The sequence below is a fragment of the Paenibacillus stellifer genome (assembly GCF_000758685.1).
GTDB classification, from domain to species: domain Bacteria; phylum Bacillota; class Bacilli; order Paenibacillales; family Paenibacillaceae; genus Paenibacillus_AQ; species Paenibacillus_AQ stellifer.
In genome coordinates, this window is sequence record NZ_CP009286.1 from 1194008 (window position 1) to 1220847 (window position 26840).

Sequence of the window (26840 nt, forward strand, 5' to 3'; positions counted from 1 at the left end):
AACAGGCGGCCGGAAGACGATGATGAATTCCTATATGTAGAGATCAACAATGGATGGGAACGGTTAGAAAAAGGAGGAGACCAGCATGTATTCATTGACTAGCGAGCTTGCCGGTTCAATCCGCGGCCTGGCGCCGGCATTCCGAACCGCCGGAGAGATCAAGGCCGAAGCGGGAGACGAAGAAGACAAACAGTATTCCCCGGATCATGTGAGAATTCATGGTCGGCTTCAAGTTCTGCGGTTACTGCGGGAAACACAAGCCAGCCGGATGAACCAAGAGAGGGAGAGAGGAGGAAGAAGCAATGCCTGATAATGGCGGACTGAACATTATGGCGACAGGCCTGAGCTGGCCTTCGGTACAGCCCGGAGGGCTTAATACGTATTTTAAATCCGTCTGCGAGCAGCTTTCTTCCCAGAACCGGGTACACGCCCTGATCTGCAGCAACGATCAGCCCGATACTCCCGACAGTCTCATTATTCACAATGCGGGCGACCCCAAGCAGTCCATTTGGAAGCGAAAGGATGCCTTTCAGCGAAAAGCGGCGGAGCTGATGGATCGCGGCGAAATCGACATTCTGTACTCCCATTTCGCACCGTACGGTGTAGGGCCCGCTGTCGAAGCGAAGAAGCGCGGCATTCCCGTCGTTACGACCTTCCACGGACCTTGGAACGAAGAGATGAAAATCGAGGGACAGGGAATCAAGCATCAGGTCAAGACGGCGATCGCCAAGTCGATTGAGCGCAAGGCTTACCGGCTCTCGGATACGTTCATCGTCCTCAGCGAAACCTTCCGCGATATTCTCCATTCCCTTCACGGTATTCCGCTTCATAAGATCATGGTCATTCCGGGGGCGGCCAACGTTGACCGCTTCACACCGGCAAGCAACCGGCTTGCGGTGCGCCGGATGCTGAATCTCCCTGAGGGAGCGACCACGGTCCTCACGGTCCGCAGACTCGTGAACCGTATGGGACTCCTCCAGCTTCTTGAAGCGTGGCGTACCGTATCGGAACAATTCCCGAATTCCATTCTCCTGATCGGCGGCAAAGGACCGCTTCGCGGCGAGCTGGAAGCCAAAATCGCCGATTACGGATTAACGAACAAAGTCCGGCTGCTCGGTTACATTCCCGATCACCAGCTGGCCTCATATTATCAGGCGGCGGATCTGTTCGTCGTTCCCTCCCAGGCGCTTGAAGGCTTCGGCCTCATCACCGCCGAAGCGTTGTCGAGTGGCCTGCCGGTCATGGCGACACCGATCGGCGGCAACAGGGAAATTCTGCAGAATTTCCGCCCCGAGCTGCTCTTTAACAGTCCCTCGGCCGAGGATATGGCTGAAGGCATCTCCCGGATACTCGGGAACCGAAGGCTTCTGCCTTCCCGGGAGGAATGCAGGGAGCATGCGCTTCAGAAGTATACCTGGCAGCATGTCGGCAATCAGGTAGAGACGGTATTCAAAGAGGCAATGGGGAAAGGAGAGACGATCAATGCTGAGAGTGGCGTATATCGATCACACGGCTAGATGGAGCGGCGGGGAAGTCGCCCTGTTCAACATTCTGACCCATATTGGTGATCAGGTGAATCCGCTGGTGATTCTGGCTGAGGAAGGCGCGCTGGCGGACCGTCTGCGCGAGAAGGGAATCGACGTCCGGATCGTGCCGCTGGATGACAGCATCCGCAACCGCGGACGCAACACCGTCAACCTGGGCGCTCCGGCAGCGGCGCTGAAGCTGCTGTCTTACGGACGCAAGCTTGCCCCGATCCTGAAGGAGGAGCATGTAGCCTGCGTTCACACCAATTCCCTGAAATCAGCTCTGTACGGCACTGTTGCCGCCAAGTCAGCAGGTGTTCCGCTGATCTGGCATATTCGCGACCACATCGGCGCGCCTTATCTGAAGCCGGTTGTCGCGAAAGGCATCCGGCTCATGTCGCGTTATATCCCGAGCGGCGTTATCGCCAATTCGAAATCAACACTCAACGCGCTTGAGCTGCCCCGTTCCAAGAAGACGCTCGTTGTCTACTCCGCCTTCGCCAAGGCAATCGCCGCCTCGGCCTCCCGGAAGGAGCAGAAGGATTTCAACGTGCTTCTGGTCGGCCGGCTGGCCGAATGGAAAGGCCAGCATATTTTGCTGGAAGCAGCCAAAATGCTGAAGAGCAACAGCCGCATCAAGTTCTGGCTGGCGGGCGACGCACTCTTCGGCGAAGACGAATACAAGAAGCGGCTCGTGTCTACGATCGACCGCGAAGGATTATCCAATGTCAGCCTGCTCGGACATGTCGAAGACATTCAGGGGCTGATGCAGCAGGCGGATTTGCTGGTGCATACCTCCATAACACCGGAGCCTTTCGGCCAGGTAATTGTGGAAGGCATGGCCGCGGGACTTCCGGTTATCGCCTCGAACGAAGGCGGACCTGTCGAGATCGTCGTTCAGAATGAGACCGGACTGCTCATCCAGCCGGGTGACTCCGCCGTTCTGGCCGAAGCCATCAGCTGGATGCTGGAGCACCCGGAGGAAAGAGAAATGATGGCGGAGGCAGGCATCAAACGGGTCAAGGAGCATTTTGTAATCGAGAACACGGTAAAAGATATCGTAGCTTACTATAAAGGCCTGCTGGCAGGCGCCTAAGCGAACTGGCGAAACCAATTGCTCCATCAAACATTGAGGATGATTCACATGAAAATTGCGATAGCGCATGATTACTTAATCCAAATGGGCGGGGCGGAGAGAGTGGTGGAGGTCTTTCACCAGATGTATCCCGAAGCTCCGATCTTCACGACGGTATTTAACGGAAGCCGCCTGACCGAGAATCTCAAAGATGCGGATATCCGGGCCTCCTGGCTGCAGAAAATTCCGGGAGTGAAGGCTAACTTTAAAGGGGTGCTGCCGCTATATCCCATGGCTATTCGCGATCTGGATTTCCGCGGTTACGATATCGTCTTGAGTTCCAGCAGCGCGTTCATGAAGAGCATTCAGGTTCCCAAGCGCACCTTTCATCTCTGCTACTGCCATACACCGATGAGGTTCGCCTGGGATTACGACACCTATATGGAACGGCAGTCCAACTCCGGCCTGTTCAAACGGGTGCTGAAGCTCTATATGCAGCAGCTCAAGATGTGGGACCAGCGGACTTCCAAAAATGTGAATCAGTTCGTGGCCAACTCTTCGGTCGTCAAGAACCGTATCCGGAATTATTATCACCGGGACGCCGACGTGATCTTCCCGCCAATCAATACGGCCCGCTTCACCAGCTCCAGCTCGATCGGCGATTATTACCTGATCGTCTCGCGGCTGGTGTCCTACAAGCGGATCGATTTGGCGGTGGAAGCCTTCAACCGCAACGGGCTGAAGCTGCTGATCGTCGGCGACGGGCCCGACCGCAAGCGTCTGGAAGGCATGGCGAAGAGCAATGTGCAGTTTCTCGGCAGGCTGGATGATGAACAGGTTACGGGGCTCATGTCCCAGTGCCGCGCTTATATTTTTCCTGGAGAAGAAGATTTCGGCATTACCCCGCTCGAAGCGAACGCCGCAGGAAGACCGGTCATCGCTTACCAGGCGGGTGGAGCGCTGGACACAATCGAGCCGTATGTCAACGGTGTCTTCTTCAAAAGGCAGGAGGTTGACGACCTGCTCCGGGCGATCGCCGAGGTGGAGTCCTACGCGTGGGACATCGGCAAAATCATGAAGCACGCGCAGAAATTCGATGAGCAGAACTTCATCGTTCAGTTCAAACAATATGTCGAGCAGGCATATGTCAACTTTTTAAAAGGAGGATGATGGTATGAATCTGGCGGTAATTGGCACCGGCTATGTCGGCCTCGTATCCGGCGTATGTTTTACACTTGGGGGTAATCATGTCATCTGTGTCGACAAGGATGAAGAGAAGATAGCCAAACTGAGCCAGATGAAATCGCCCATCTATGAACCGGGCATTGAGGCGCTGATCGAACTGAATCTGAAAGAGGGAAGACTGTCGTTCTCTTCCGATCTTCAGGAGTCGGTGCGCCGCTCGGATATCGTCATCCTCGCCGTGGGCACACCGTCCCTACCGAACGGCGAAGCGAATCTTCAGTACATCGAGAGCGCAGCCGCTGAAATCGGCCGGTCCATGGAAGGCTACAAGGTTATTATGACGAAATCGACGGTGCCGGTCGGCACGAACGAGAAGATCCGGCAGATTATCGCTGCGAATACCGGATATCCGTTCGATATCGTGTCTGCCCCCGAGTTCCTGCGCGAAGGCTCCGCCATCCAGGATACGCTCCATCCGGACCGGATCATCATCGGTCTTGACAACCCGGTTCTGGAGCCGAGGATGCGGGAGCTGCACAAGGGCTTCACCGAGAACATTATCGTCACGGATATCCGCAGCGCCGAGATGATCAAATATGCGTCCAACGCTTTCCTCGCGACGAAAATTTCGTTCATTAATGAAATTGCGAATATTTGCGAAAAGGTTGGCGCGGATGTGACAGAGGTGGCGGAAGGCATGGGTCTGGACCGGAGAATCGGTACTTCTTTCCTTCAAGCAGGGATTGGATATGGAGGCTCCTGCTTCCCGAAAGACACCAAGGCGCTGATTCAAATCGCCGGCAACGTTGATTATGAATTCAAGCTGCTGAAATCCGTGGTTGAGGTTAATCAGGGGCAGCGGTTCATGATCCTCTCGAAGCTCCACGAATCGATCGGCAGCCTTCAGGGCACGTCCATCGGAATTTGGGGCCTTGCGTTCAAGCCGAACACCGATGATGTCCGGGAATCGCCGGCGCGGGAAATCGTCGAAGCGCTCGTGAAAGAGGGAGCGATTGTGAAGGTGTATGATCCGATCGCAGCGGATAATTTCCGGAAGGACTACGATCACCCTAATATCCACTGGTGCGCCGTGCCGGAAGAAGCGGCTATGGGCAGTGATGCCCTGTGTCTGCTTACCGACTGGAGCGTATTCAAAGACATCAATCTTCATCTCTTGTCCGCAGGCATGCGCAAGCCGATTCTGATCGATGGACGCAATGTCTACTCCAAAGAGCAAATCGAAGGAACCGGGCTGGAATATTTCTCGGTAGGCCGTCCCCGGATGGGCGGATTAAGCGGATTTTCACCAAGCGTAGCGGGTGCGGTCTAAGCGCTGCCCGCAGTCCTAAATTGACCATTTTGAGGGAGGTTACTTGTTATGAAACTGGTACTCTTGTCTGGCGGTTCGGGAAAACGTCTCTGGCCTTTGTCCAACGATTCCCGCTCGAAGCAGTTCTTGAAAGTGCTTGAAGGTCCATCGGGTGAATCGGAATCCATGGTTCAGCGGGTATGGCGGCAGCTGGGAGAAGCCGGTCTTGCCGATTCCTCCTATCTGGCGACAGGCCGCGGGCAGGTGGAGATGATCCAGAGCCAGCTCGGCGGCAGTGTGAATATCATCGTGGAGCCGGAGCGGCGCGATACCTTCCCGGCCATCGCACTCACAGCGGTCTACCTCTATTCGGTGGAAGGCGTGCTTCCCAACGAGACGGTCGCCATTCTGCCGGTCGATCCTTATGTGGAAGGCACTTTCTTTGACGCCGTGTCCCAGTTGGGGGATGTGCTGGACGAAACCGGAGCGAATCTGGCGCTGATCGGCGTTGTGCCTGAACTTGCCTCGGAGAAATACGGCTACATCATTCCGGACGGGGAAGCATCGGAGGGCGGTGCCAGACAGGTGAAAGGCTTCCAGGAGAAGCCGGACCGCAGCCGCGCCGAACAGCTCATCGCCCAGGGAGCCTTGTGGAACTGCGGCGTCTTCGCTTTCAAGCTGGGCTACTTGCTGGATATTCTCCAGCAGAAGGGGCTTCCGCTGTCCTATGACGAGATGCAGAAGCAGTATAAGCTGCTCTCCTCTATCAGCTTCGATTACGAGGTCGTGGAGCGTGAGGAGAATATCGTTGTCCATTCGTATGACGGCTTCTGGAAAGACCTGGGTACCTGGAATACACTAACCGAGGAGATGGCGACCAACAAGCTTGGACGCGGTCTGCTGACCGAGGACGCTTCGTCCAGCTGCCTGGTGAACGAACTGGATATTCCGATCACTGTAATCGGAGCCCAGGACATTATCGTCGCAGCCAGTCCGGACGGCATTCTGGTCACTACGAAATCGGAAAGTCCGCGCATCAAGGAAGTGCTGAAAGGCACGGAGCAGCGGCCGATGTACGAAGAGCGGCGCTGGGGGCATTACCGCGTTATCGATTACGTAAAATACGAAGAGGGCAACGAGGCGCTGACCAAGCGGATTTATATCGCGGAAGGCAAGAACATCAGCTACCAGTACCATCTGAAGCGCTGCGAAATCTGGACGTTCATCAGCGGTGAGGCGAGCATTATTCTTAATGAAAAAATGCACAACGTGAAGGCTGGCGATGTGGTGCGCATTCCGGCCGGCACGAAGCATAGCATTCTGGCTCTGACCGATGTGGAATTTATTGAGGTGCAGACCGGCTCGGAACTGGTAGAAGAGGATAACATCCGGATTACGCTGGACTGGAAGGACATCGAGCTGCAGCAGTTTATTTCATAAAAATGAATCCGCCTTGAGGCGGAGAAGCTTCTTGTACAAAAGTAATATAATACCCAAAATTAAAAGATTTCAAACAGGACTTTCGACTTATTTCTTGCTCTTTCGCGCAATAAACCTTTATTAATAACGGAATAGCGTCGATATGTACGGTAGAAGGTGAATCCTTCCAATACGACAAAGGCAAACCTATCGCGAGGTAGGGACGCAAAGCCAAGGGCCTCTCTGAGGCAGCCTGGTTACCGAAAGGAAGATGAAATTGAAAACCCACCGCACGTATCGACTGTTCTGCATGCTGTTGTCCTTTAGTTTGATTTTGACATTTATCCCCGATCTTGGCGGACGCTACGCGTCCACGGCTTCGGCGGCTTCTGCGGAAGGCGTTCCGGTTAACCCGGATGCTTCGCCACAGGCGGTCAAATTGCTGAATTATCTCTACTCGATCTCCGGCAAGGGCATCATCACCGGTCAGCACGACTACTTCGAAAGCCCGGATGAATTCAGTAACAAGCTTCAGGCAACAAGCGGCAAATATGCGGCTCTCCATGGCTATGAGATGGGCGCGATCGGCGGCCAGAGCGACTCGGCTGTAGCGGCTCAACGTAAAAATATCGTATGGAGCGCAACGAACTGGTATAAAGCGGGTGGAATCGTCGCCATGACTTTCCACGAGAATCTGCCGGGTACGACTTATGAATGGAGCAATGTTCAGAAGAGCATCTCCCAGGCGGAATTCAATAAATATGTAACGCCCGGAACATCGCAGTACAACAGCCTGATCACGGAGCTTGACAAGGTAGCCGTATCGCTGAAATCGCTGCGGGACGCCGGAGTTCCCATCCTGTGGCGCCCTTATCATGAAATGAACGGCGGCTGGTTCTGGTGGGGACAGAAGTCCAATTTTACCGCTCTTTGGAATATTATGTATGACCGTTTCACGAACTATCACAAGCTGAACAACCTGTTGTGGGTATGGAGCCCGAATGCTCCCGGTCAATGGTCCGATCCTTATGACAAGACCTATCCGGGTGCCGACAAAGTGGATGTTCTCGCTGCGGATATCTATAGCAATGATTATAAGCAGAGCCATTATGACAGCCTGCTCAGTCTGGCAGCCGGCAAGCCGATTGCGATCGGCGAGAACGGCGAGATGCCCGATCCGTCGAAGGTTCTCCCGAATCAGAGCAAATGGGTCTTTATGATGAACTGGGGCAAAATGCTCTATGACAACAACAGTACGACTACAATTAAGAACTTTATGAGCAGCAGTCTTACTCTGAGCCGGGATGAGGTTATTTCCGGGATGGCGGCGATGACTTCAACGCCGACACCAACACCAAGTCCGACGCCAACGCCATCGCCAAGTCCGACGCCGACACCATCGCCAAGCCCGACACCAACACCGACTCCAGTGAGTGATACTCCCGTCACCGTTCCGTTCCCTCCTCTTGAGGAGAATGGTTCCGAGCCGGGGTCAGGAATAGCTGTCAACGGTCTGACCGGTGAATATTTCAACAATCTTCAACTGAGTGGAACGCCGGCCCTTGAACAAAATGCCTCCCAGGTCAATTTCAACTGGGGAGCGGGATCGCCAGGGACAGGAGTGAATACCGACGGCTTCTCGGTACGCTGGAGCGGAAAGATCAAGCCGAACTACAGCGAGAATTACTCCTTCTATACAACATCCGATGACGGCATCCGCGTGATGATCAACGGGGTGTGGGTGATTTACAGCTGGTCCAATCAGAGCGGGATCGAACGGAAAGGCAGAATCGACCTGGAAGCCGGCAAGCTGTATGATATTAAAGTCGAATATTACGATAACACGGGAAATGCCAATGCCCGCCTGATGTGGGAGAGCCCGAGCCAAGCCAAGGAGACCGTGCCGTCATCCGCATTCTTTCTACCGGGAACGTTGACTGAATCGGCATCGTCGCCTAGCCCAACGCCGACACCTACTCCAACACCTACTCCAACGCCAGCACCGACGCCGACGCCTACGCCAACGCCGACACCAACACCAACACCGGAGCCTACGCCAACGCCGACTCCAGTGCTAATCCAAGCGCCGGTCCTGAATATTACGGACGGCCAGACTACGGACTCGATAGAGCCAAATGCAAGCCAGCCTGTTAGCGGGCTGCTGGGCGAATACTTTAACAATCTTCAACTGAGCGGAACGCCGGCTCTTGAACAGAATGCCTCCCAGGTCAATTTCAACTGGGGAGCGGGATCGCCAGGAACAGGAGTGAATACCGATGGTTTCGCGGTACGCTGGAGCGGAAAGATCAAGCCGAACTACAGCGAGAACTACTCCTTCTACACAACATCCGATGACGGCATCCGCGTGATGGTCAACGGGGTGTGGGTAATCTACAGCTGGGCTAATCAGAGCGGCATCGAGCGAAAAGGCAGAATCGACCTGGAAGCCGGCAAGCTGTATGATATTAAAATTGAATATTACGATAATACGGGAAGCGCCAATGCCCGCCTGATGTGGGAGAGCCCGAGCCAAGCCAAGGAAATAGTGCCCGCATCCGCATTCTTCCTTCCCGATTCGCTCTAAATATATTGCTGTCTGGCATATCCTTGCACGGCAGCCGATACTTCAACCTTATAACGAATTCGTTCATTCGAGCCTTGCCGGGCCCTGCTTGTTCTATAGCAGGGCCTCTGAACTATCAACGGCTGTTGATGGGACAGACCGGGATTTTGATGAGAACCTTCCGGTGGCAGATATGCTAAGAAAGGAAGATCACATTGAACATTCCCCGCAAGTATCGAATAATTGCTGCCGTGCTATGTCTATTTTTGCTTGCATCCCTGCGTCCCTGGAGTTCCGGCGACAATCTGGAGGAGACGGTGACGAGAGAAATGGATTCGCTTCAATCTGCGCCTACATCCGGGGTGACAACAGGCACGATCACGAGAACTGCGCAATCTCCCGTTAATCCGAATGCCACCCAGGAAGCCCGGGAGCTGCTTCAGTACCTGTATGACCAGAGCGGCAAGGGACTGATCTCGGGCCAGCATGATTATTTGGAGGCTCCGGACGATCAGATGAACAAGCTGAAGAAGCTTACAGGCCAATATGCGATCCTCCACGGATATGAGCTCGGCCCCATAAGCGGCCAGAGTGCAGACATGATCAATAAGCAGCGCCAGGGTGTAGTCCAGAGCGCCATTAATTGGTATAAAGGCGGCGGAATCGTCGCCATGACATTCCATGAGTATCTTCCCGGCACCTCTCCCGACTGGTCCAATGTCTCCAAATGGATCAGCCAGGATCAGTTTAACGCCTATGTTACGCCCGGAACTGCCGAGTATAATCAGCTCATAGCGGATCTGGACCAAGTGGCGGTATATTTAAAAATGCTCCAGGACGCCGGCGTTCCTGTGCTGTGGCGGCCTTACCACGAAATGAACGGCGGCTGGTTCTGGTGGGGGCAAAAAAATAATTTTTCTGCGCTCTGGGATATCATGTACGACCGTTTTGTGGGTAAACATAAATTAAACAACTTGATATGGGTATGGAATCCCAATGTGCCCAACAGCAACTCGGGGCCTTATGGGGATTACTATCCGGGAGCGGATAAAGTCGATGTACTGGCGGCCGACATCTATGACAACGATTATCAGCAGTCCTATTATGACAAGCTGCTCAAGCTAGCGGACGGCAAACCGATTGCCATTGGAGAAAGCGGCGAGCTGCCGGACCCGCAGCAGTTGGCCAAGACGCAAAGCCAATGGGTCTACGTGATGACCTGGGGGAAGATGCTGACCGAGAATAACAGCACACAGAAGATCAGCAGCTTCATGAAGTCGGGCTACACGCTGTCGAGAGAGGACTTCGTCAAGGTTAAGCAAGGGAGCACCAGCACGGGCAAGAGCAATATCAGCAATAATATCAGCAGTGGGAGCAGCGGCGGCACTAACGGTCTCAAGGGCGAATATTTCAATAACCGCTTCCTGGAGGGGGACCCCGTCTATACACGGACGGACGGACCGATCAATTTTGCCTGGAAGAAAGGTTCACCGGTTAAAGAACTGCCGGATGACTATTTCTCTGTCCTATGGACAGGGCGAATCAAAGCTCCGGCAACGGGGACCTACACGTTCAAGCTGGTGGCGGATGACGGCGTACGCTTGTGGATCGACGGCAAGCCGATCATCAAGAGCTGGGTTCTGCAGAACGACGTCGTCCGGACGGCTACCGTGAAACTCAAGGGAAACACGTATCATGCCATTCGGGTGGAATACTTCGAGAGCAAAGGAAAGGCTAATGTCAAGCTGCTCTGGAAAGTTCCGGGTGGGCAGGAGGAAGTTATTCCAAAGAAGGCGCTGTTTCTCCCCGAGTAACGGGGCTTCTTATGTAACCGGGCTCCAGACTTCCTATTGAAAGTGAGGACAGTGAATGAGAGAATCGAAACCAAGTCGACCTTTATCCGAACTTCTCAAGTTTTCAGGACTAATCATCTTATTTCTGCTGTCCGTGTCATTTCTGGGGAAAAATGAAGCAACGGAAAACGAAACCGGCTCCGCAGTCAACGACAGTGCCTATGATGTTTCCGAAGCCAATGTAATCTGGAAGCTGGGCGCACAGAACGATTCGGCGGAAGAATTCTCTGCCAAGACATTCACTACGTCAGCCAAAGAGTCAGTCAGCCTTAACGCGAAGACACTAAGCGCGTCGCAGCTGAAGCAGCTGCCCTCGGGCCTTAATGGCAAATCCAATCCGGAACTGACGATCACCTATAATCTGAGCAAAATCCCGCAGAATGGCGTCCTCTTCACGGTTCGCATCCTGGATGCCAACCAGTCGGTTCCCCAACTGGCGGTCTTCTCCAACCGCGAGCTGTCGGGCATCATTCAGATAGCGGGTGTAGGAGGGACGGGAGTCGAGTACTCGTTCAGGAAGACCTATGAGTTGTACATTCCGAAGGAGCAGTTGAAGACCGGGGAGAATACCCTCAGGCTGCTGGCGGCCCGTTCCGAATATGCCTCAAGCGAAGAGGATCAGTATACCCGGTGGACCTGGGATGAGCTTAGTCTGGCCTCCCTGAGTTCGCCAATCAAGGAGCCTATTCACGGCAATTATGTTAACACCGGAACCATGCTGGCCAACAAGCAGTTTTATTACGACACAGGCGCTACCGCTCATCTGCCATACATAATGAAGTGGCTAGGTGTGGCATACAGCGGCAATATCATGCGTACAGGCGGTCCCAGCAATGTCGGCAATTCCAATTCCGATATGGAGAATTATTACAAGACGCTCGCGGAATACAATATGCAGGCCGTTGCGCTGTATCTGTACACCGGAGACATCAAGCTGAACCCGGATGGCAGCCTTCCGGACAGTGCCAAGAAGAAGCTTACCGATTACTTCAAGAAGTACGGTTCTTACATCCAGTATGCCGAAGTTGACAACGAGCCGGGGCTGTTCAACCGCTCCAAGGCCGTCAATCTGGCGGTGGCCAAATGGCTTAATACGGAAGGCAAGAAGATCGCCCCGCATCTTCTGACCGTTGCACCGGGCTGGGCCTATGCGGCTGAATATAAAATCCGCCGCTGCGGGAACCAGACGGGAACCGTCCAGCAGTGCGGGAGCCCGGACGGCTGGGAGCGCGATCCCGCCCAGCGGCTTGAACTGGAGAACATCACCGATCTGACGAACGGCCATTCATACGGCGGATCATTCGCCGCCAAAGACGGAGGAAGCTTCACCGAGAATTTGAAGACTTTCCGCGGAGCCGAAGACGGGCTGCCCAAGAAAATGCTGGTGACCGAGTTCGGCACCTCGGATGCGCATACGGATGATTGGCATTACGGGGCGAAGGAATCGACTGCCGCCATTTTTGACCGGATCATGAGAGCTCATATCGGATATGCGGATATGTTCGTGCAGCATGCCGCTTTCTTCTACAATTACAGCCTGTTTCAATTTAAGGACATCAATCTGAGAACTCATGATCCGGCTAAGACGGAGATTTATTATACGAAGCAGGACGAGGATTCCCGTGTTAGCATTATGCGCCGGTTGAGCACGGCCTATGCCACGCATGGAGCGCCGCTCACCTATAACCTGCTCAACAAAGACGAACTGGCCGATAAAATGGTCTATATCCGTCCGGTAGATACTTCCAAGCTGGAGCCTTTGCCCGGCTCGGGAGCGACCTCGAACAAGGTGCTGGTCAATCTCGTGAATTTCGAGAACACGACGCAGAAGGTTAGTGTGAAGGTGACGATGCCGAAGCAGACGGTATATGAAGGAGAACGCTTTGGCAACGGGGACACGTATGAAGAAGCCCGCAGCTACGTGACCGGCCTCAAGGCATCGCCCGAGCTGACCTTTACCGAGACGCTTGCACCTGGTGAAGCAGTCCAATATATTCTTCAGCCCTCCACGGAGGTAGGCGACAAGGCGCCGGACAATCTGACTGCGACTGCGATCAGAGGAACCGCTGTACGCTTGAACTGGCATGAAGCCCCCGGCACAAGCTATGATGTGCTGCGGGCGGAGGGCCAGGGAGAACTGAAGACCATCGAGTCCGGTCTCGAAGCGACAAGCTTCGTTGACCGGGCTGTTAAGGAGGGCGTCGTATACCGGTACGCGGTCCGGGTTACCGGGAAGAAAGCGCTGTCTAAGGAAGCCCAGATTACCGCCACCGGGCTTGTGCCGCTGGACCGGACCGGCTGGACGATCTCAAGCAACATGACGAATAATTCATCGAATCCTTGGGCCGCCATCGACAATGAGCTAAGCTCACGCTGGGATACGGGAAAGAACATGACCTCCGGCGAGAGCCTTCAGGTCGATATGGGAACCGAGCACAGCATTGAGGCAGTATTGCTCGACAGCTCCCGGTCGGAATACGATTATCCCAGAGGGCTGGCTATCTATGTATCGACTGACGGGAAGAGCTGGAATCAGGTTTTCACCGGCAAAGGGAAAAAGGATCAGTATCTGTACTCCTTCTCCAAGGTGAAAGCCCGCTATGTGAAGGTGGTGCAGACCGGCTACGGTGGCAACTACTGGTCCGTTCACGACCTCGAAATCTACTCAAGGGATTAGAGGCGCGGAATATACGGTCGATCCTAGAGGCATGGCCGAAAAGAACCCTTTGTATCGGAGGCCACTGAAAAAGTCCATCTCATAGAAAAAGGTACAGTCTTTCAATTAAATTGAAGAGGCTGTACCTTTTTCTGTATAATGGAGTCATAACGAAAAGCGGGTGAGTGCGGATGATACGGCAACAACAAACTTTAATCCTGAGTCCTTACGCGGCATTGTATGACATCGTTGTACCAAAGGACAATATGCTTCGTCAAATTAACGATTTGGTGGACTTCACTTTCATATACGAGGAACTCGAAAAGAAATACTGCTTGGACAATGGACGCAACGCCATTGACCCTATTCGCATGTTTAAATACTTGCTTCTGAAGGCAATCTTTGAATTGTCTGACGTAGATATTGTTGAGCGTTCAAAGTACGACCTCTCGTTCAAATTTTTTCTTGGCATGGCACCAGAAGACTCGGTAATCGACCCCAGTTCTCTGACGAAATTCCGTAAACTGCGGTTGAAAGACATGAATCTCTTGGACATGCTCATTGGTAAGACCGTAGAACTTGCCATCGAGCAGAATATCCTGAAGAGCAACTCCATCATCGTCGACGCAACGCATACGAAAGCACGCTACAACCAAAAAACGCCCCAAGAAATTTTGCAAGACCGTGCACGTAAATTACGAAAAGCCGTGTATACCATGGATGAATCGGCCAAGGCCAAGATGCCGGCAAAGAATACGACGAGCGAACTCGAGGATGAACTTACATACTGCCAAAAACTCGTCCACTTCATCGAAAACGAGAGCGGCATTGCACAGGTGCCCAAAATTCTGGAGCCGCTCAACCTGCTAAAAGAAACGGTTGCGGATGATGTTGAGCAGCTTCGTTTGGCGGCAGATCCGGATGCGCGCGTGGGACATAAGAGTGCAGATTCCGCGTTTTTTGGATACAAAACTCATCTTGCGATGACCGAAGAACGGATCATTACAGCGGCTGTAATTACAACAGGCGAACAGAATGACGGCAAGCAATTGCAGACGCTCATCGAAAAGAGCGTAGCGGCTGGCATGCAGGTCAAAACGGTGATTGGGGATACAGCCTATTCAGAAAAAGGAAATATTGCTTACACGAAAACAAATGAAATTGAACTGGTTTCCAAACTAAATCCGCTCATTACGCAGGGCGCGCGAAAGAAAGAAGACGAATTTTTGTTCAACAAAGATGCAGGCATGTACGTATGTCCAGCTGGACACATGGCCATTCGGAAGGCTCGGCAAGGCAAGAAGGGCGAGGGCCAAAACCAGCAGACTACCTATTATTTTGATGTGGATCAATGCAAGCGTTGCCCGCTTAGGGAAGGCTGCTACAAAGAAGGAGCCAAGAGCAAGACCTACTCCGTAACGATTAAATCTGAAGAGCACACGGAGCAGATGGCGTTCCAGGAAACGGAGTATTTTAAGACAAAAGCGAAGGAACGTTACAAAATTGAAGCGAAGAACAGTGAGCTTAAACATGGACACGGGTATGATGTAGCGATATCCTCGGGTCTGCTTGGCATGCAGTTACAAGGTGCGATGGCCATATTTGCTGTAAACCTAAAACGAATATTAAAGATAGCAGAGTAAGGATAAGGAGCAATACGCCCCTAAAAAGAAGACACCCTCCCCCATATACTGGGAATGGATGTCTTTTTTACGTATTCACTTCTCACCAAGATTGAAAAACTGTAAGTTCTTCAGCGGCCTCTTGTATCGGGGGTTCTTTTTTTCATTGCTAAAGAGAGGAAATCCGGAAATGCTACAGAACAGATTGTCGCGGAGCCGGGAATTTCAGGGTAAATAGAGAGAAGAACAGGAAAGGGTGTGAACCTGGCCAATGACCCATCTAGCCGATTCCGTTATTATGCTGCTTGCCGCACTGCTGCTGATCGGGGTGCTGTCCACCAAGTTCTCCTCGCGCTTCGGCATGCCTTCGCTGGTATTGTTTATCGCCGCCGGAATGATCCTGAGCCGTTTCATCTATTACGACAATGTGGCTCTCACGCAGCTTGCCGGCATCTTTGCTCTTGTCATCATTTTGTTTGAAGGAGGCATGCAGACAAGCTTTAAGGACATCAAGCCGGTGATCGGCCCTTCGCTGGTCTTGTCCACCCTGGGCGTTCTTGTGACGACGGGAGTAGTCGGCTTAGCGGCGACCTATATTCTCGGCGTCTCCTGGGAGGAGGGGCTGCTGTTCGGCGCGATTGTGGGATCAACGGATGCGGCTGCGGTATTCTCGGTCCTGGGGGGCAAAAATATCGATAAGCGTCTGACTTCGACGCTGGAGGCGGAGTCGGGCAGCAACGATCCGATGGCGGTGTTTCTTACCGTATCCCTGATCGAGTGGATTGAATCCCCGGAGACGGGCATTTGGAGTCTTATGCTGTCCTTCGTCTGGGAAATGGCAGTCGGACTGCTCGTGGGTCTCCTGGTGGGGAGGATCGCTGTTTATTTGATCAATAAAATCAACCTGGACTCCACCGGGCTGTATCCCGTCATGACCGTCGGGTTCGCTGTCCTAACTTATGGCTCTGCCGCCCTGCTCCACAGCAGCGGGCTGCTGGCTGTTTATGTGATGGGGCTTGTGCTCGGCAACTCCGAAATCGTCTATCACCGGACGATCATGAATTTCAACCACGGCTTTGCCTGGATGATGCAGATCTTCATGTTTATTCTGCTCGGTCTGCTGGTCTTCCCGCAGGAGCTGACGCATATCGCCTTTCAGGGCCTGCTTCTGTCCGTCATTTTGATGATCGCGGCCCGGCCGGTAGCGGTGTTCCTGTCCCTGCTGTTCTTCAAGTTTACCGGCGCGGAGAAGACGCTGATCGCGTGGGCGGGACTGCGTGGCGCGGTGCCGATCGTGCTGGCCACCTATCCGCTATTATCGAATCTTGAGAACGGCAGGCTGTTTTTTAACGTCGTCTTTTTTGTTGTGCTGACCTCGGCTGTCATCCAGGGGACCACCATCTCGCCGCTGGCCGCAAGACTGAAGCTGACGAGCGGACGAACGGAGGCCCCGACGCTGATGGAGCTGGTTGCGCTCGGGAGGACCGACGCCGAGTTCAACCATGTCAGCATCCAGCCGGATATGCCGATTGCCGGCATGCGGATATCCGAAATGCAGCTGTCCGATGAAATCCTGTTCACCGCCATCATCCGGGATGACAAGATCGTTACACCGCATGGCTACACGGTAATTGAGCCTGGAGATGTGCTGTATGTGCTCAGCCCGAAATCGAAGCGTGAGGAGATGAAGGCTTTATTCCGGGTGCCGGAATCGGGATAGCCGGATATGTGACGGAAAACATAGTTTTGGGACAACCGGGTATGATAAGATGTGCAGCAACAAAGATTGTTAAAGGATTGCATTATGGCGAAAAGTATGATAATCTAAATATAGATTTAGATCAAGTCTAAATATTAATATTAAATTTTTAGAAGCCGGGAGGAAACAAATATGAGTACAGATCTGAAAAGCCAAACCGAGTTGCATGCTGCGCTGAACCGTCAAACCGCCAACTGGACACTGCTTGGCATCAAGCTTCATAATTACCATTGGTTTGTAACCGGCCCGCAGTTCTTTACACTGCATGAGAAATTTGAGGAATTCTACAATGAAGCGGCTGGTTATGTGGATGAGCTGGCAGAGCGCCTGCTCGCAATCGGAGGCAAGCCGGCTGCAACGATCAAGGAATATCTGGCGCTGTCCAGCCTGCAGGAAGCCACCGGTGGCGAAAGCGCTAAGGACATGGTAGCGGCTCTTGTGAAGGATTTCGGAGTCCTTGTAGAAGAATCGAAGGCTCTGATCGGGCTGGCCGAAGAATCCGGCGACCAACCTACTGCCGACCTGCTGATCGGAATCCGCAGCACGCTCGAGAAGCATGTCTGGATGTTGAGCGCTTTTCTTGGATAATTAACCCGAACATGGATTAGTCCGCGCTTAATTAGGCGGTAAATGGCCGATATCCGTCACTGTTAACGGACATCGGCCATTTTTGGTGGCTGAGAGTCTACTTGATGATAACGCCGCCGAAAGGCAGCACCTCGCGAAGAAAACGCTTCAGAAGGCCGTCTTCCCGAATCTCCTGCTCGAAGCGCCGATTCTGCCGTCCGGCCTGAAAGAGAACCGGTCCGCTGCCCGTCATCTTCCATTGATAGCTCATATGCTGGCTTGCCAGATGATTCCCATAGACGGTCAGCTCCAGGCTGGCGTTCTCCGGGTAGGCGATCACGCTGCCGGCATCGACATACAACGGTTTGACCGGGTCCAGAGCCGCTTCGCATACCGTTCCTTCCGTGAGGAGGCCGAAGCTGCCTTTTCCCGAGAATTTGATTTTGACAACATCCCGGGTCACCACCATGTTCTTCATACTGAGAATCCGGGTCTGCATGGAGATTCCTTCCGAATAATAGAAGAGATGCTTGAAATCATAGAGCAGGTCGTCGTCTCCATTCAGCGTAATGCTCTTGATCCGGTAGCCGGGAGGAAGCGCCGCTGTGAAGCGGCACGGTCCCGTCATGTCCGCCCGGATCAGCTTCTTCTTCCGGTACATCCCCTTCAGATCCATCAGGCGGTCAGCACGTCCGCTTGACGGGCCCTGATAGGCGATGATCTGCTGCGGATGCAGCAGATGAATCCGCTCGTTCTCCTCAAGTAAGAAGGACACCGCTTGTCCTCCGGAATCGTCGTCCGAGAAATGGTTCTCTATATTCACCGTGCCGCTCATTCTCCCTTCACATGTATAGTCTGTCCAGCAAGCGGCGACCCTCCCAGGTCTGCAATCCGGAGATTCATCGCCACTGATCCCTCCGCCCGGACCGGCTGCGCATGCTGAAGCGGATCACGCGGATCAGGATAAAATAACCCACAACCAGTCCCAGACCCGTCAGGGCCGTTATCTTCAGCCGCCGGATATAGCGCTCGCGGGCGGTCCGTTCGTCACGGAGCTCATCAAGCATCTTGGTCAGCTGCTGGTTCTTCTCCTGGAGGGTCACATTCTCGTTTCGGTAATCCTCAAGCTGACTCTTGGTCTGCTCCAGTTCATTTACCGTCTGTTGATAGCTGTCTTTAAGCTCGCTCATCTGGCCCGGAAGCTCAGAGAACTGTTCGAGCCCCTTATACATGTCGTTGAATACATTCGCATGGGCAGGTGTTGCCGGAAGGGAGAAGAGCAAGCCCGCTGCCAGCAGCAAGGCGGTCAGCAGACGCGGTATAATCAAAAAAAGCTTATTGTTCATAATGGGCACCGCCTGTCATAATGATGATTAATACCCATTATACCACGCCAGACAGACAGCTTCCGACATTCGGCGACAGGGCAGCTGTTCATTGAGATGAACGGCAGGTTAGCGTATACTGTGGGCGAGAGAAGGAGCTGATATTTCTGAACAATTGGCTAAAAACCATCTTGTTTCTGATCGGGTCGGTGTTCTTGACCCGCTGGATTCCATTTTCCAGCCTGTTTCGCAATCTGGATACGATGATCCATGAATTTGGCCATGCGGTCGTTACGCTGCTGCTGTCGGGACGGGTGCTGCGCATCGAGCTGTACACCGATCACAGCGGCGTAACCTACTCGGCCATACAAGCGGGGTTCAGGTCTGTCCTGGTCGCTCTGGCGGGCTATACGTCCGCTTCATTGTTCGCGCTCCTGCTGTTCTGGTTTTATGTGAAAGGACGCAAAGATTGGGGACTCATACTTTCAACGGCTGTTGCGGTGGTCATGCTGGCTCTCTATGTGAGGGGAAGCTTTGGCATGCTGTGGCTGACCGGGTTCGCCTGCCTGAATATGATCATGCTGCTGGCGGGCAATGGAATTCGTACGTTCTATTATTTGCTGCTATCTTTCTTAACGCTGGAGGAATCTGTCGTCGGAGCGCTCTACCTGGTGTTCGCAGCCGCCGGCTCTCCGGCAAGTGCGGGCGATGCAACCAACCTGGCACATCTGACAGGTATCCCCACCGTGATATGGGCCGTTCTGTTTCTGGCCTTCGCGCTGATTTGCGCCAAATGGGCACTGGGCGCTTTCTTTCAATCATCGAGATCGCTGGGGAGGCCGAGACAGACAGAATTCGTGGAAAAAGAGTAGGGATGGCATAGGGCCGATGCATATTTGCGAATCGGCTCTTTTTTTGTCGATTTTATTAAACCGAACATACATTCCCTGACAAGGAGTTGTCCGCCATTATTGGTACATTATATAGAAGACCCAGAAAAAGAAAGAGGTGGAAATAATGCCGTCCAGCATACAGCCGGCTTACATCTGGAGCCGAGATTGTGTTTTTTCGGGAAAACCGCAGAAGAACGTTCTGCTTGTTGAATGGAAGGGGGCCGTTCAGCAGGGAGCGGGAGGTAAGAAAAGCCAGCGGATTACCGCCCGCAGCGTTGAGCTTCGAATCTGGCCGGAACCTCATGTATCCCTGACAGGACTTCAGGGCTGCCGTTCCGTAACCGGAGGAGAAAGGGGGCTTGTGCTTTCGCTTGGCGATATCCGCGCCGGGCAGAGCAAATGCCTGGCCTTTGAATTCATGCTGGATTCCCGTGAGCCCGGGCATCATGAGACGCTATGGCTGCAGTGGCGGTATAGCCGTCGTCAGGGAGAACGCTGCCGGGAGATGCCGGTTCAGAAGCTTACGCTTGAATACACCCGTCATACCGGTTACCTGAACGCGGCTTCCTCTTTTTATGTAGAGAAGCATCTGGAGCTGCTTCGGACGGAAGAAGTGATCGATAAAGCGTCGGAGCTGTATGCCTCTGGGCAGAAGACTGCCGCGAAGGAGCTGCTCCGGCGCCATGGGGACAAGCTGTTGCTGCTTGGGATACGGACAGGCGACAATGAGCTTGCACGGGAGGCACAGTCTCTCTATATGCAGAGCGATCGCGAATTGTTTCTAGAGCGGGATGTGAACAAAGACCGGGATTGCATAGTGAAAGATGAAAGGATTGTAGGTAAATATTCCTAATTTTATGTAGGTATATATACATATTTTTCTATGCTTAATTAAGGAAATCAATCGGTCCATGTGATAAAATAGTAAAATAGTTCTATAAAATAAGCCATTATATGGAATTTGTTTTTGCGTTATTGCATATCTGGACTATGCTTCTATATATCTATTTTACTAAAGGGTGGCAAGGAGAAGTTAACATGACAGACCGGTTAATTCGTCTGATGCGCATAATTACGCTCGTGCAGGCCAAGCCTGGCATCCTCGCACGGGAGTTGGCCGACCGATGCGGCACAAGCGAAAGAACGATCTATCGGGATATGGATGCCTTGAGCGCCATGCATATTCCGATCACCCATCTGGGGCATGGGAAAGGGTATGCATTTATCGGCAATTTTGCGCTGTATCCGCTTGACTGGTCTCCCGAGGAAGCTTCGGCGTTCTCGCAGCTCAGCGGGTCCTTTGAAGAGATCAAGCCGCATCTACCCGACGGATTCCTGAGTGCATATGAGAAAGTGATGGCCGCCGAATATAAATACAGGGCGGAACGGGAAGAGAAGGTGGAGAGCGTCCAAAGGCAGGCAGGTCTTACGGATCAGCTCGTTCCTCTGTTGAATGCTATTTTGAAGGGAAGAAGGATCCGGGCTGATTACAGCGACAATACCGAAGAGGAAGCCGAGCTTATCATCGACCCATACCATCTGATCTCGCTGGAGAACCGGTATCATCTGGTGGGCTACTGTCACCGCCGCGGCAAGATCCGCACGTTCCGCACCCGCTGTCTGAGTCATGTCTGCTTGCTGGATCAAGGCTTCTCCAAGGATGGATTCGATCTGACTACGTTTATCAAACGGAAATGGTCGATGGAGGAAGACAGCCTCAGACTGGAGTTCAAGGTGCGCTTCTCTGAAGAAGCATTGAGGGAAGTTGGAGTAGGGGGTTACGCCGTAAAGCCTGTCAAAATTGAATCGTTGAGCCGGGTGGCGAGCTTTGAAGTCCCGCTGGAGCGCGATCGGGAGTTTATGGAATGGGTGAGGCGATTCAAAGACGAAGCGGAGATTCTGGAGCCCGTCCATTACCGGGAAGCGTTCCGTTACGAGCTTGAGAATTGGCTGTCCCTCTATCAATAGAGCACGGAGGGAGAGAGATTCTCGGCTGATAGAGATTGTGAAAAAAAGCGCCAGGATCGATACAGTTTCCTACTCTACCGAAATTTGGTCTTGTAGGAAATGCTGATCTGGTGTAAAGTCAAGTTATATAACATCTTTGCCCGTTTAAAGCGGTATCTCTTTCGTATGATGTCAGGTTAATGCTCTATCAAATGTCAGATCGCCATACTCTCTGTGGTACAGGGAGTATTTTTTTCCTATACATTTGACCCTTGTTCAATTTTACCGGAAAAGAGGTAAGTTTCTGTGGTCCAGCCTATTTTGAAAATAGAGAATTTACACACTCACTTTTTTACGGAAAAAGGCGAAGTGCCCGCCGTCGATGGTGTCGATCTGTATATCAACCCTGGCGAGGTGCTTGGAGTGGTGGGGGAATCTGGCTGCGGGAAGAGCGTCACCTCGCTGTCGGTACTCAAGCTGGTCCCGAATCCGCCGGGACGCATTGTGGACGGGCGGATTCTGTTCAAGGGCCGGGATATTGTCCCGATGAAGGAAAGAGAAATGCGGAAGATCCGGGGCAACGCGGTCTCGATGATTTTCCAGGAACCGATGACTTCGCTCAATCCGCTTTTTACCGTAGGCCAGCAGATTATCGAGACGGTGCGTTTGCACCAGGGGATCTCCAAGAAGGAAGCGCGGGAGCATGCCGTCGATATGCTGCGAAAGGTCGGCATTCCAAGACCGGAGTCCATTATCGATGAATATCCCCATCAGCTGTCCGGGGGGATGCGCCAGCGGGTCATGATCGCCATGTCGATCTCCTGCAATCCCGAGCTGCTGATCGCGGATGAGCCGACGACTGCGCTGGATGTGACAATCCAGGCCCAGATCCTCGACCTGATCCGCCGTCTTAACGAAGAGCAGGGAACCGCTGTTATGATGATCACTCACGATTTAGGTGTTGTAGCAGAAATGTGCCACCGGGTCGCCGTCATGTATGCCGGCAAGGTGGTGGAGGAAGGACCGGTGCGGGATATTTTCAAGAACCCGCTGCATCCCTATACCCAGGGGCTGATCGCGTCGGTGCCAAGAATGGACGAGACCCGGGAGCGGCTCTACTCCATACCGGGCAATGTGCCGATCCTCAGCACCAACATGCAGGGCTGCCGGTTCGCGCCGCGCTGTCCGCATGTTATGGATATTTGCCGGCGGAGTCTGCCTGAGCTTACGCTTCAGGATGATCGGCACAGCAGCCGCTGCTGGCTGCATGAAAGCGACCGGGAGGATGCGGTATGAGCGAACATTTGCTGGAAGTGAAAGGACTCAAGAAATACTACCCGATCAAGAAAGGGTTTCTGAACCGGACGCAGGGCTATGTCAAAGCGGTTGACGATATTTCGTTCGCGGTCCGCAGCGGCGAAACCTTCGGCCTAGTGGGCGAAAGCGGCTGCGGTAAATCGACGACAGGCAGGTCCCTGCTCCGGCTGATCGAGCCGACGGCCGGGGAAGTGTACTTCGAGGGCCAGGACATCACGAAGCTGTCGCTGGAGGAGATGCGCAAGCGCCGCCGGGAGATGCAGATCGTATTCCAGGACCCCTTTTCCTCGCTTGATCCACGCAATACGGTGGAGCGCATTCTGGAGGAGCCGATGATCGTTCACGGTGCAGGGAATGCCCGGGAGCGAAAAGCCGCGGTCAGCCGGCTCGCCGATGTCGTGGGCCTGTCGAAGGCTCATCTCCAGCGGTATCCTCATCAGTTCTCGGGGGGACAGCGGCAGCGGATCGGCATTGCCCGGGCACTCGCCCTCCAGCCGAAGCTGATTATAGCCGACGAGCCCGTCTCGGCGCTGGATGTGTCGATCCAGTCCCAGGTCATCAATCTGATGCAGGATCTGCAGCGGGAATTCGGTCTGACCTACATATTTATCGCGCATGATCTCAGCGTGGTCAAGCATATTTGCGACCGGGTGGCGGTCATGTATTTGGGCCGAATCGTGGAGATCACAGACAAGGAGATGCTGTACGCCAATCCGCAGCATCCCTATACACAGGCGCTGCTCTCGGCGGTTCCGGAGCCCGATCCGGATCTGCGCAAGGAGCGCGTCATCCTGCAGGGCGAGGTTCCGAGCCCTGCCAACGCGCCGGTCGGCTGCGCTTTTCATACGCGCTGTCCGCATGCCATGGATATATGCCGCAATGTCCGTCCGCAGCTCACGGAGACGGAAGCGGGCCATTTGACCGCCTGTTATCTGTATGGAGAGACACAGACGCAGCTGGCTTGAGAGGGAGAAGGGCTGATCTGGATAAGGTTTATGGCCGCGCTACTCTATATGGCGGCTCCATATAAACGCCAATCAATTTCTAGGGGAGAAAGGAGCTTCACAAAACATGAAAAAATGGGGAAGTTTGGCATTGATGTTGACTCTGGGCGCGGGACTTGTGCTTAGCGGCTGCGGCGGCAACAACGGAAGCTCAACGACGGAAGGCAGCGCTTCGAGTGCGCCGGCCAGTACGGCCGCGGCGACTGCGGCAACTACGGCGTCCACGCAGGACACGCTGATCGTGGGACGCGGGGGCGACTCCGCTTCGCTCGATCCCGCGATCGTTACCGATGGCGAGTCGCTGAAGATCGGCCACCAGGTATTTGATTCACTGCTGGAGTACAAGCCGGGAACATCGGAAGTCGAGCCTTCCCTGGCGGATAGCTGGGAGGTCTCTCAGGACGGCCTGACTTACACCTTCAAGCTGCATCCGAACGTGAAGTTCCATGACGGCACGGACTTCAATGCCGAAGCGGTAGTCTTTAACTTCGAGCGCTGGAGCGATCCGAAGAGCCCTTACAAATTCGAGGGGGATTCCTTCGATTATTATGATTCCATGTTCGGACCGGACGGCTCCCGCGTTATTAAGGAAGTGAAAGCCGTTGACGATCTGACTGTTCAGTTCACGCTGAACCAGCCTCAGGCTCCGTTCCTGCAGAACCTGGCCATGACCTCGTTCGGCATCGGCAGCCCGACTGCGATCAAGGAGAAGAAAGAGAACTTCAAGAATGAGCCGGTCGGAACGGGCCCATTCGTCTTCAAGGAATGGAAGCATAACGATTCCATTACCCTCGACAAGAACCCGAACTACTGGAAGGAAGGCCTTCCGAAGCTGAACAAGGTCATTGTCCGTTCCATTCCGGACAACTCCGCCCGCTTCAATGCGCTGCAGAACGGCGAGATCGACCTGATGGAAGACCTGAGCCCGGACGATCTGTCCACGCTCGAGAGCAACACGGATTTGCAGAAGATCGAGCGTCCGCCGTTTAACGTCGCTTACCTTGGCTTCAACTTCAAGAAGAAGCCATTCGACAACGTTAAGGTCAGACAGGCGCTGAACTATGCCGTCAACAAGCAGGCGATCATTGACGCATTCTTCGCGGGACAGGCCCAGCCGGCCGTCAACCCGATGCCGCCTTCACTGTGGGGCTATAACGACCAGGTCAAGGATTATGAGTACAACCTGGATAAGGCGAAGCAGCTGCTGGTAGAAGCCGGCTATCCGAACGGACTTCCGGATACGGTAACCCTGTATGCGATGCCGGTATCCCGTCCTTATATGCCTGACGGCAAGAAGGTGGCCGAAGCGATCCAGGCCGATTGGGAGAAGATCGGCGTGAAGACCGTCATCGAATCTCCGGAATGGGCGACCTACCTGGACGACACGAAAGCCGGTGAGAAGGATGACATTTATATGCTTGGCTGGACGGGCGACAACGGCGACCCCGACAACTTCATTTACACGCTGCTTGACAAGGATACGATCCCGGGCAACAACCGGAGCTTCTACGTGAATGAGGACCTGCACAAGATTCTCGTTGAAGCACAGAAGGAGACCGACCAGAACAAACGCGCCGATCTCTACAAGCAGGCCCAGGTTATCATCAAGGAAGACGCCCCGTGGATTCCGCTCGTGCATACGACTCCGCTGCTTGCAGCGAAGGCTAACCTGAAGGGCTATGTACCGGGACCGACCGGCACGGAATATTACAGCGACATTTACTTCGAATAGCTATAGCTGCATAGCACAAACGCCTTGCCGCCGCGCAGTTTGCGGCGGTAAGCCTGTGTAAGGAAGGTGATTTGTCCTTGAGTTCCTACTTATTTAAACGCATCATGGTGCTGATTCCCGTGCTGATCGGGATGACGATCATCGTATTCTCGATCATCCATGCCATCCCGGGCGACCCGGCGGAGACGATTCTGGGGCAGAAGGCGACGGAGCAGTCCAAGCAGGCGCTCCGGGAACAGCTCGGTCTCGACAAGCCCTGGATCACCCAATATGTCGATTACATGGGCGATCTGCTTAAGGGCGATCTGGGCACCTCGATCCGCACGAAGACTCCGATCGCCAAAGAGATTATGCCCTACCTGGCCGCAACGCTTGAGCTGACCGTGTCCGCCATGCTGTTCGCCACTATCGTAGGGGTGAATGCCGGTATATTGAGCGCATGGAAGCAGAACTCATGGTTCGACTATGCGGCGATGATTATCGCGCTGATCGGCGTGTCCATGCCGATATTCTGGCTGGGACTCATGGAGCAGCTTGTGTTCGCGCTGAAGCTGCACTGGCTGCCGTCCATCGGCCGGATGAACCAGCGCGATCCGGTTGAGAGCATAACGAATCTGTACGTTATCGACAGTATTTTGGCGGGACGCTGGGATCAGCTGTGGACCGTAATCAAGCATCTCATCCTTCCGGGCATCGCGCTCGGCACGATTCCGATGGCGATTATCGCCCGGATGACGCGCTCCAGCATGCTGGAGGTCATGAATTCCGACTATATCCGCACAGCCAGAGCCAAGGGGATGTCGCAGTTCCTTGTCGTCTACAAGCATGCGCTCAAGAATGCGCTGATTCCTGTGCTGACCGTTATCGGACTGCAGACGGGGGCGCTGCTCGGCGGGGCCGTACTAACCGAGACGATCTTCGCCTGGCCGGGGGTGGGGCGGTATATATTTGAAGCGATCAGTTCGCGCGATTACCCGGTCATCCAATCCGGCATTCTGATCATCGCATTCATCTTCGTCATCATTAACCTGCTTGTGGATCTGCTGTACGCCTCCATCGATCCGCGCATTCAATATAAGTAAGGAGGA

General features: G+C 53.7%; 21 protein-coding genes and 1 riboswitch. Of the genes, 19 read left to right on the forward strand and 2 right to left on the reverse strand.

What is annotated here, in order from left to right:
• Positions 1-85: 85 nt before the first annotated feature.
• From PSTEL_RS27440 to PSTEL_RS05525, 12 genes are all read left to right on the forward strand, one after another.
• Entirely contained in the window at positions 86-310 is a 225-nt protein-coding gene (locus PSTEL_RS27440; RefSeq protein WP_156995794.1) for a hypothetical protein, read from the forward strand.
• Positions 303-1517, forward strand: a complete 1215-nt coding sequence (locus PSTEL_RS05475; protein ID WP_052099145.1) for a glycosyltransferase family 4 protein — start codon at positions 303-305, stop codon at positions 1515-1517. The genes PSTEL_RS27440 and PSTEL_RS05475 overlap by 8 nt, the downstream gene beginning before the upstream one ends.
• Entirely contained in the window at positions 1483-2622 is a 1140-nt protein-coding gene (locus PSTEL_RS05480) for a glycosyltransferase family 4 protein (protein WP_038694023.1), read from the forward strand. Before PSTEL_RS05475 ends, PSTEL_RS05480 begins: the two co-directional genes overlap by 35 nt.
• Before the next feature lie 48 nt (positions 2623-2670).
• Positions 2671-3771: a glycosyltransferase gene (locus PSTEL_RS05485; protein WP_038694025.1), complete on the forward strand. Its 1101-nt coding sequence runs from the start codon at positions 2671-2673 to the stop codon at positions 3769-3771.
• Positions 3772-3775: 4 nt separating this feature from the next.
• Complete coding sequence (locus tag PSTEL_RS05490; protein WP_038694026.1) at positions 3776-5116, forward strand: UDP-glucose dehydrogenase family protein; 1341 nt, start codon at positions 3776-3778, stop codon at positions 5114-5116.
• 48 nt (positions 5117-5164) lie between these two features.
• Positions 5165-6535: a sugar phosphate nucleotidyltransferase gene (locus tag PSTEL_RS05495; protein ID WP_038694028.1), complete on the forward strand. Its 1371-nt coding sequence runs from the start codon at positions 5165-5167 to the stop codon at positions 6533-6535.
• Positions 6536-6704: 169 nt separating this feature from the next.
• Positions 6705-6779, forward strand: a riboswitch (cyclic di-GMP riboswitch).
• Positions 6780-6785: 6 nt separating this feature from the next.
• The gene (locus PSTEL_RS05500; RefSeq protein WP_084064731.1) at positions 6786-9098 is read left to right on the forward strand and encodes a PA14 domain-containing protein; all 2313 of its coding nucleotides are present in this window, start codon (positions 6786-6788) and stop codon (positions 9096-9098) included.
• A gap of 194 nt (positions 9099-9292) precedes the next feature.
• Complete coding sequence (locus PSTEL_RS05505; protein ID WP_052098211.1) at positions 9293-10891, forward strand: glycosyl hydrolase; 1599 nt, start codon at positions 9293-9295, stop codon at positions 10889-10891.
• Between the two features lie 55 nt (positions 10892-10946).
• A complete protein-coding gene (locus tag PSTEL_RS05510; RefSeq protein WP_038694032.1) occupies positions 10947-13607 on the forward strand; it encodes a discoidin domain-containing protein in 2661 nt (886 codons plus the stop codon).
• 170 nt (positions 13608-13777) lie between these two features.
• A complete protein-coding gene (locus tag PSTEL_RS05515) occupies positions 13778-15229 on the forward strand; it encodes an IS1182 family transposase (protein ID WP_038692958.1) in 1452 nt (483 codons plus the stop codon).
• Between the two features lie 250 nt (positions 15230-15479).
• Complete coding sequence (locus PSTEL_RS05520) at positions 15480-16928, forward strand: potassium/proton antiporter (RefSeq protein WP_038694034.1); 1449 nt, start codon at positions 15480-15482, stop codon at positions 16926-16928.
• 183 nt (positions 16929-17111) lie between these two features.
• A complete protein-coding gene (locus PSTEL_RS05525; protein ID WP_038700198.1) occupies positions 17112-17555 on the forward strand; it encodes a Dps family protein in 444 nt (147 codons plus the stop codon).
• Between the two features lie 97 nt (positions 17556-17652).
• Here the strand turns inward: PSTEL_RS05525 and PSTEL_RS05530 are convergent, their stop codons facing one another.
• Positions 17653-18357, reverse strand: coding sequence for an AIM24 family protein (locus PSTEL_RS05530; protein WP_245625090.1), 705 nt, complete (start codon positions 18355-18357; stop codon positions 17653-17655).
• 76 nt (positions 18358-18433) lie between these two features.
• Positions 18434-18880 carry a hypothetical protein gene (locus PSTEL_RS05535; protein ID WP_052098213.1) on the reverse strand — a complete coding sequence of 149 codons (447 nt, stop codon included), beginning with the start codon at positions 18878-18880 and terminating at the stop codon, positions 18434-18436.
• Between the two features lie 146 nt (positions 18881-19026).
• Here PSTEL_RS05535 and PSTEL_RS05540 point away from each other — a divergent pair, with 146 nt between their 5' ends.
• From PSTEL_RS05540 to PSTEL_RS05570, 7 genes are all read left to right on the forward strand, one after another.
• The gene (locus PSTEL_RS05540; protein ID WP_038694036.1) at positions 19027-19731 is read left to right on the forward strand and encodes a M50 family metallopeptidase; all 705 of its coding nucleotides are present in this window, start codon (positions 19027-19029) and stop codon (positions 19729-19731) included.
• Between the two features lie 145 nt (positions 19732-19876).
• Positions 19877-20605, forward strand: a complete 729-nt coding sequence (locus PSTEL_RS05545) for a hypothetical protein (protein WP_038694037.1) — start codon at positions 19877-19879, stop codon at positions 20603-20605.
• 185 nt (positions 20606-20790) lie between these two features.
• Positions 20791-21720, forward strand: a complete 930-nt coding sequence (locus PSTEL_RS05550; RefSeq protein WP_038694039.1) for a helix-turn-helix transcriptional regulator — start codon at positions 20791-20793, stop codon at positions 21718-21720.
• A 285-nt stretch (positions 21721-22005) separates the two neighbouring features.
• Positions 22006-22995, forward strand: a complete 990-nt coding sequence (locus tag PSTEL_RS05555) for an ABC transporter ATP-binding protein (protein ID WP_038694041.1) — start codon at positions 22006-22008, stop codon at positions 22993-22995.
• Positions 22992-23981, forward strand: coding sequence for an ABC transporter ATP-binding protein (locus tag PSTEL_RS05560; protein ID WP_038694043.1), 990 nt, complete (start codon positions 22992-22994; stop codon positions 23979-23981). The genes PSTEL_RS05555 and PSTEL_RS05560 overlap by 4 nt, the downstream gene beginning before the upstream one ends.
• 106 nt (positions 23982-24087) lie before the next feature.
• Positions 24088-25752, forward strand: coding sequence for an ABC transporter substrate-binding protein (locus PSTEL_RS05565; protein ID WP_038694044.1), 1665 nt, complete (start codon positions 24088-24090; stop codon positions 25750-25752).
• Positions 25753-25829: 77 nt separating this feature from the next.
• Entirely contained in the window at positions 25830-26834 is a 1005-nt protein-coding gene (locus tag PSTEL_RS05570) for an ABC transporter permease (protein WP_038694046.1), read from the forward strand.
• Positions 26835-26840: the final 6 nt, after the last annotated feature.

Coding starts and splice junctions, on each gene's coding strand:
- PSTEL_RS27440 (WP_156995794.1), top strand. CDS start 86: ATGTATTCATTGACTAGCGAGCTTGCCGGTTCAATCCGCGGCCTGGCG.
- PSTEL_RS05475 (WP_052099145.1), top strand. CDS start 303: ATGCCTGATAATGGCGGACTGAACATTATGGCGACAGGCCTGAGCTGG.
- PSTEL_RS05480 (WP_038694023.1), top strand. CDS start 1,483: ATGCTGAGAGTGGCGTATATCGATCACACGGCTAGATGGAGCGGCGGG.
- PSTEL_RS05485 (WP_038694025.1), top strand. CDS start 2,671: ATGAAAATTGCGATAGCGCATGATTACTTAATCCAAATGGGCGGGGCG.
- PSTEL_RS05490 (WP_038694026.1), top strand. CDS start 3,776: ATGAATCTGGCGGTAATTGGCACCGGCTATGTCGGCCTCGTATCCGGC.
- PSTEL_RS05495 (WP_038694028.1), top strand. CDS start 5,165: ATGAAACTGGTACTCTTGTCTGGCGGTTCGGGAAAACGTCTCTGGCCT.
- PSTEL_RS05500 (WP_084064731.1), top strand. CDS start 6,786: ATGAAATTGAAAACCCACCGCACGTATCGACTGTTCTGCATGCTGTTG.
- PSTEL_RS05510 (WP_038694032.1), top strand. CDS start 10,947: ATGAGAGAATCGAAACCAAGTCGACCTTTATCCGAACTTCTCAAGTTT.
- PSTEL_RS05515 (WP_038692958.1), top strand. CDS start 13,778: ATGATACGGCAACAACAAACTTTAATCCTGAGTCCTTACGCGGCATTG.
- PSTEL_RS05520 (WP_038694034.1), top strand. CDS start 15,480: ATGACCCATCTAGCCGATTCCGTTATTATGCTGCTTGCCGCACTGCTG.
- PSTEL_RS05535 (WP_052098213.1), bottom strand. CDS start 18,880: ATGAACAATAAGCTTTTTTTGATTATACCGCGTCTGCTGACCGCCTTG.
- PSTEL_RS05545 (WP_038694037.1), top strand. CDS start 19,877: ATGCCGTCCAGCATACAGCCGGCTTACATCTGGAGCCGAGATTGTGTT.
- PSTEL_RS05550 (WP_038694039.1), top strand. CDS start 20,791: ATGACAGACCGGTTAATTCGTCTGATGCGCATAATTACGCTCGTGCAG.
- PSTEL_RS05560 (WP_038694043.1), top strand. CDS start 22,992: ATGAGCGAACATTTGCTGGAAGTGAAAGGACTCAAGAAATACTACCCG.
- PSTEL_RS05565 (WP_038694044.1), top strand. CDS start 24,088: ATGAAAAAATGGGGAAGTTTGGCATTGATGTTGACTCTGGGCGCGGGA.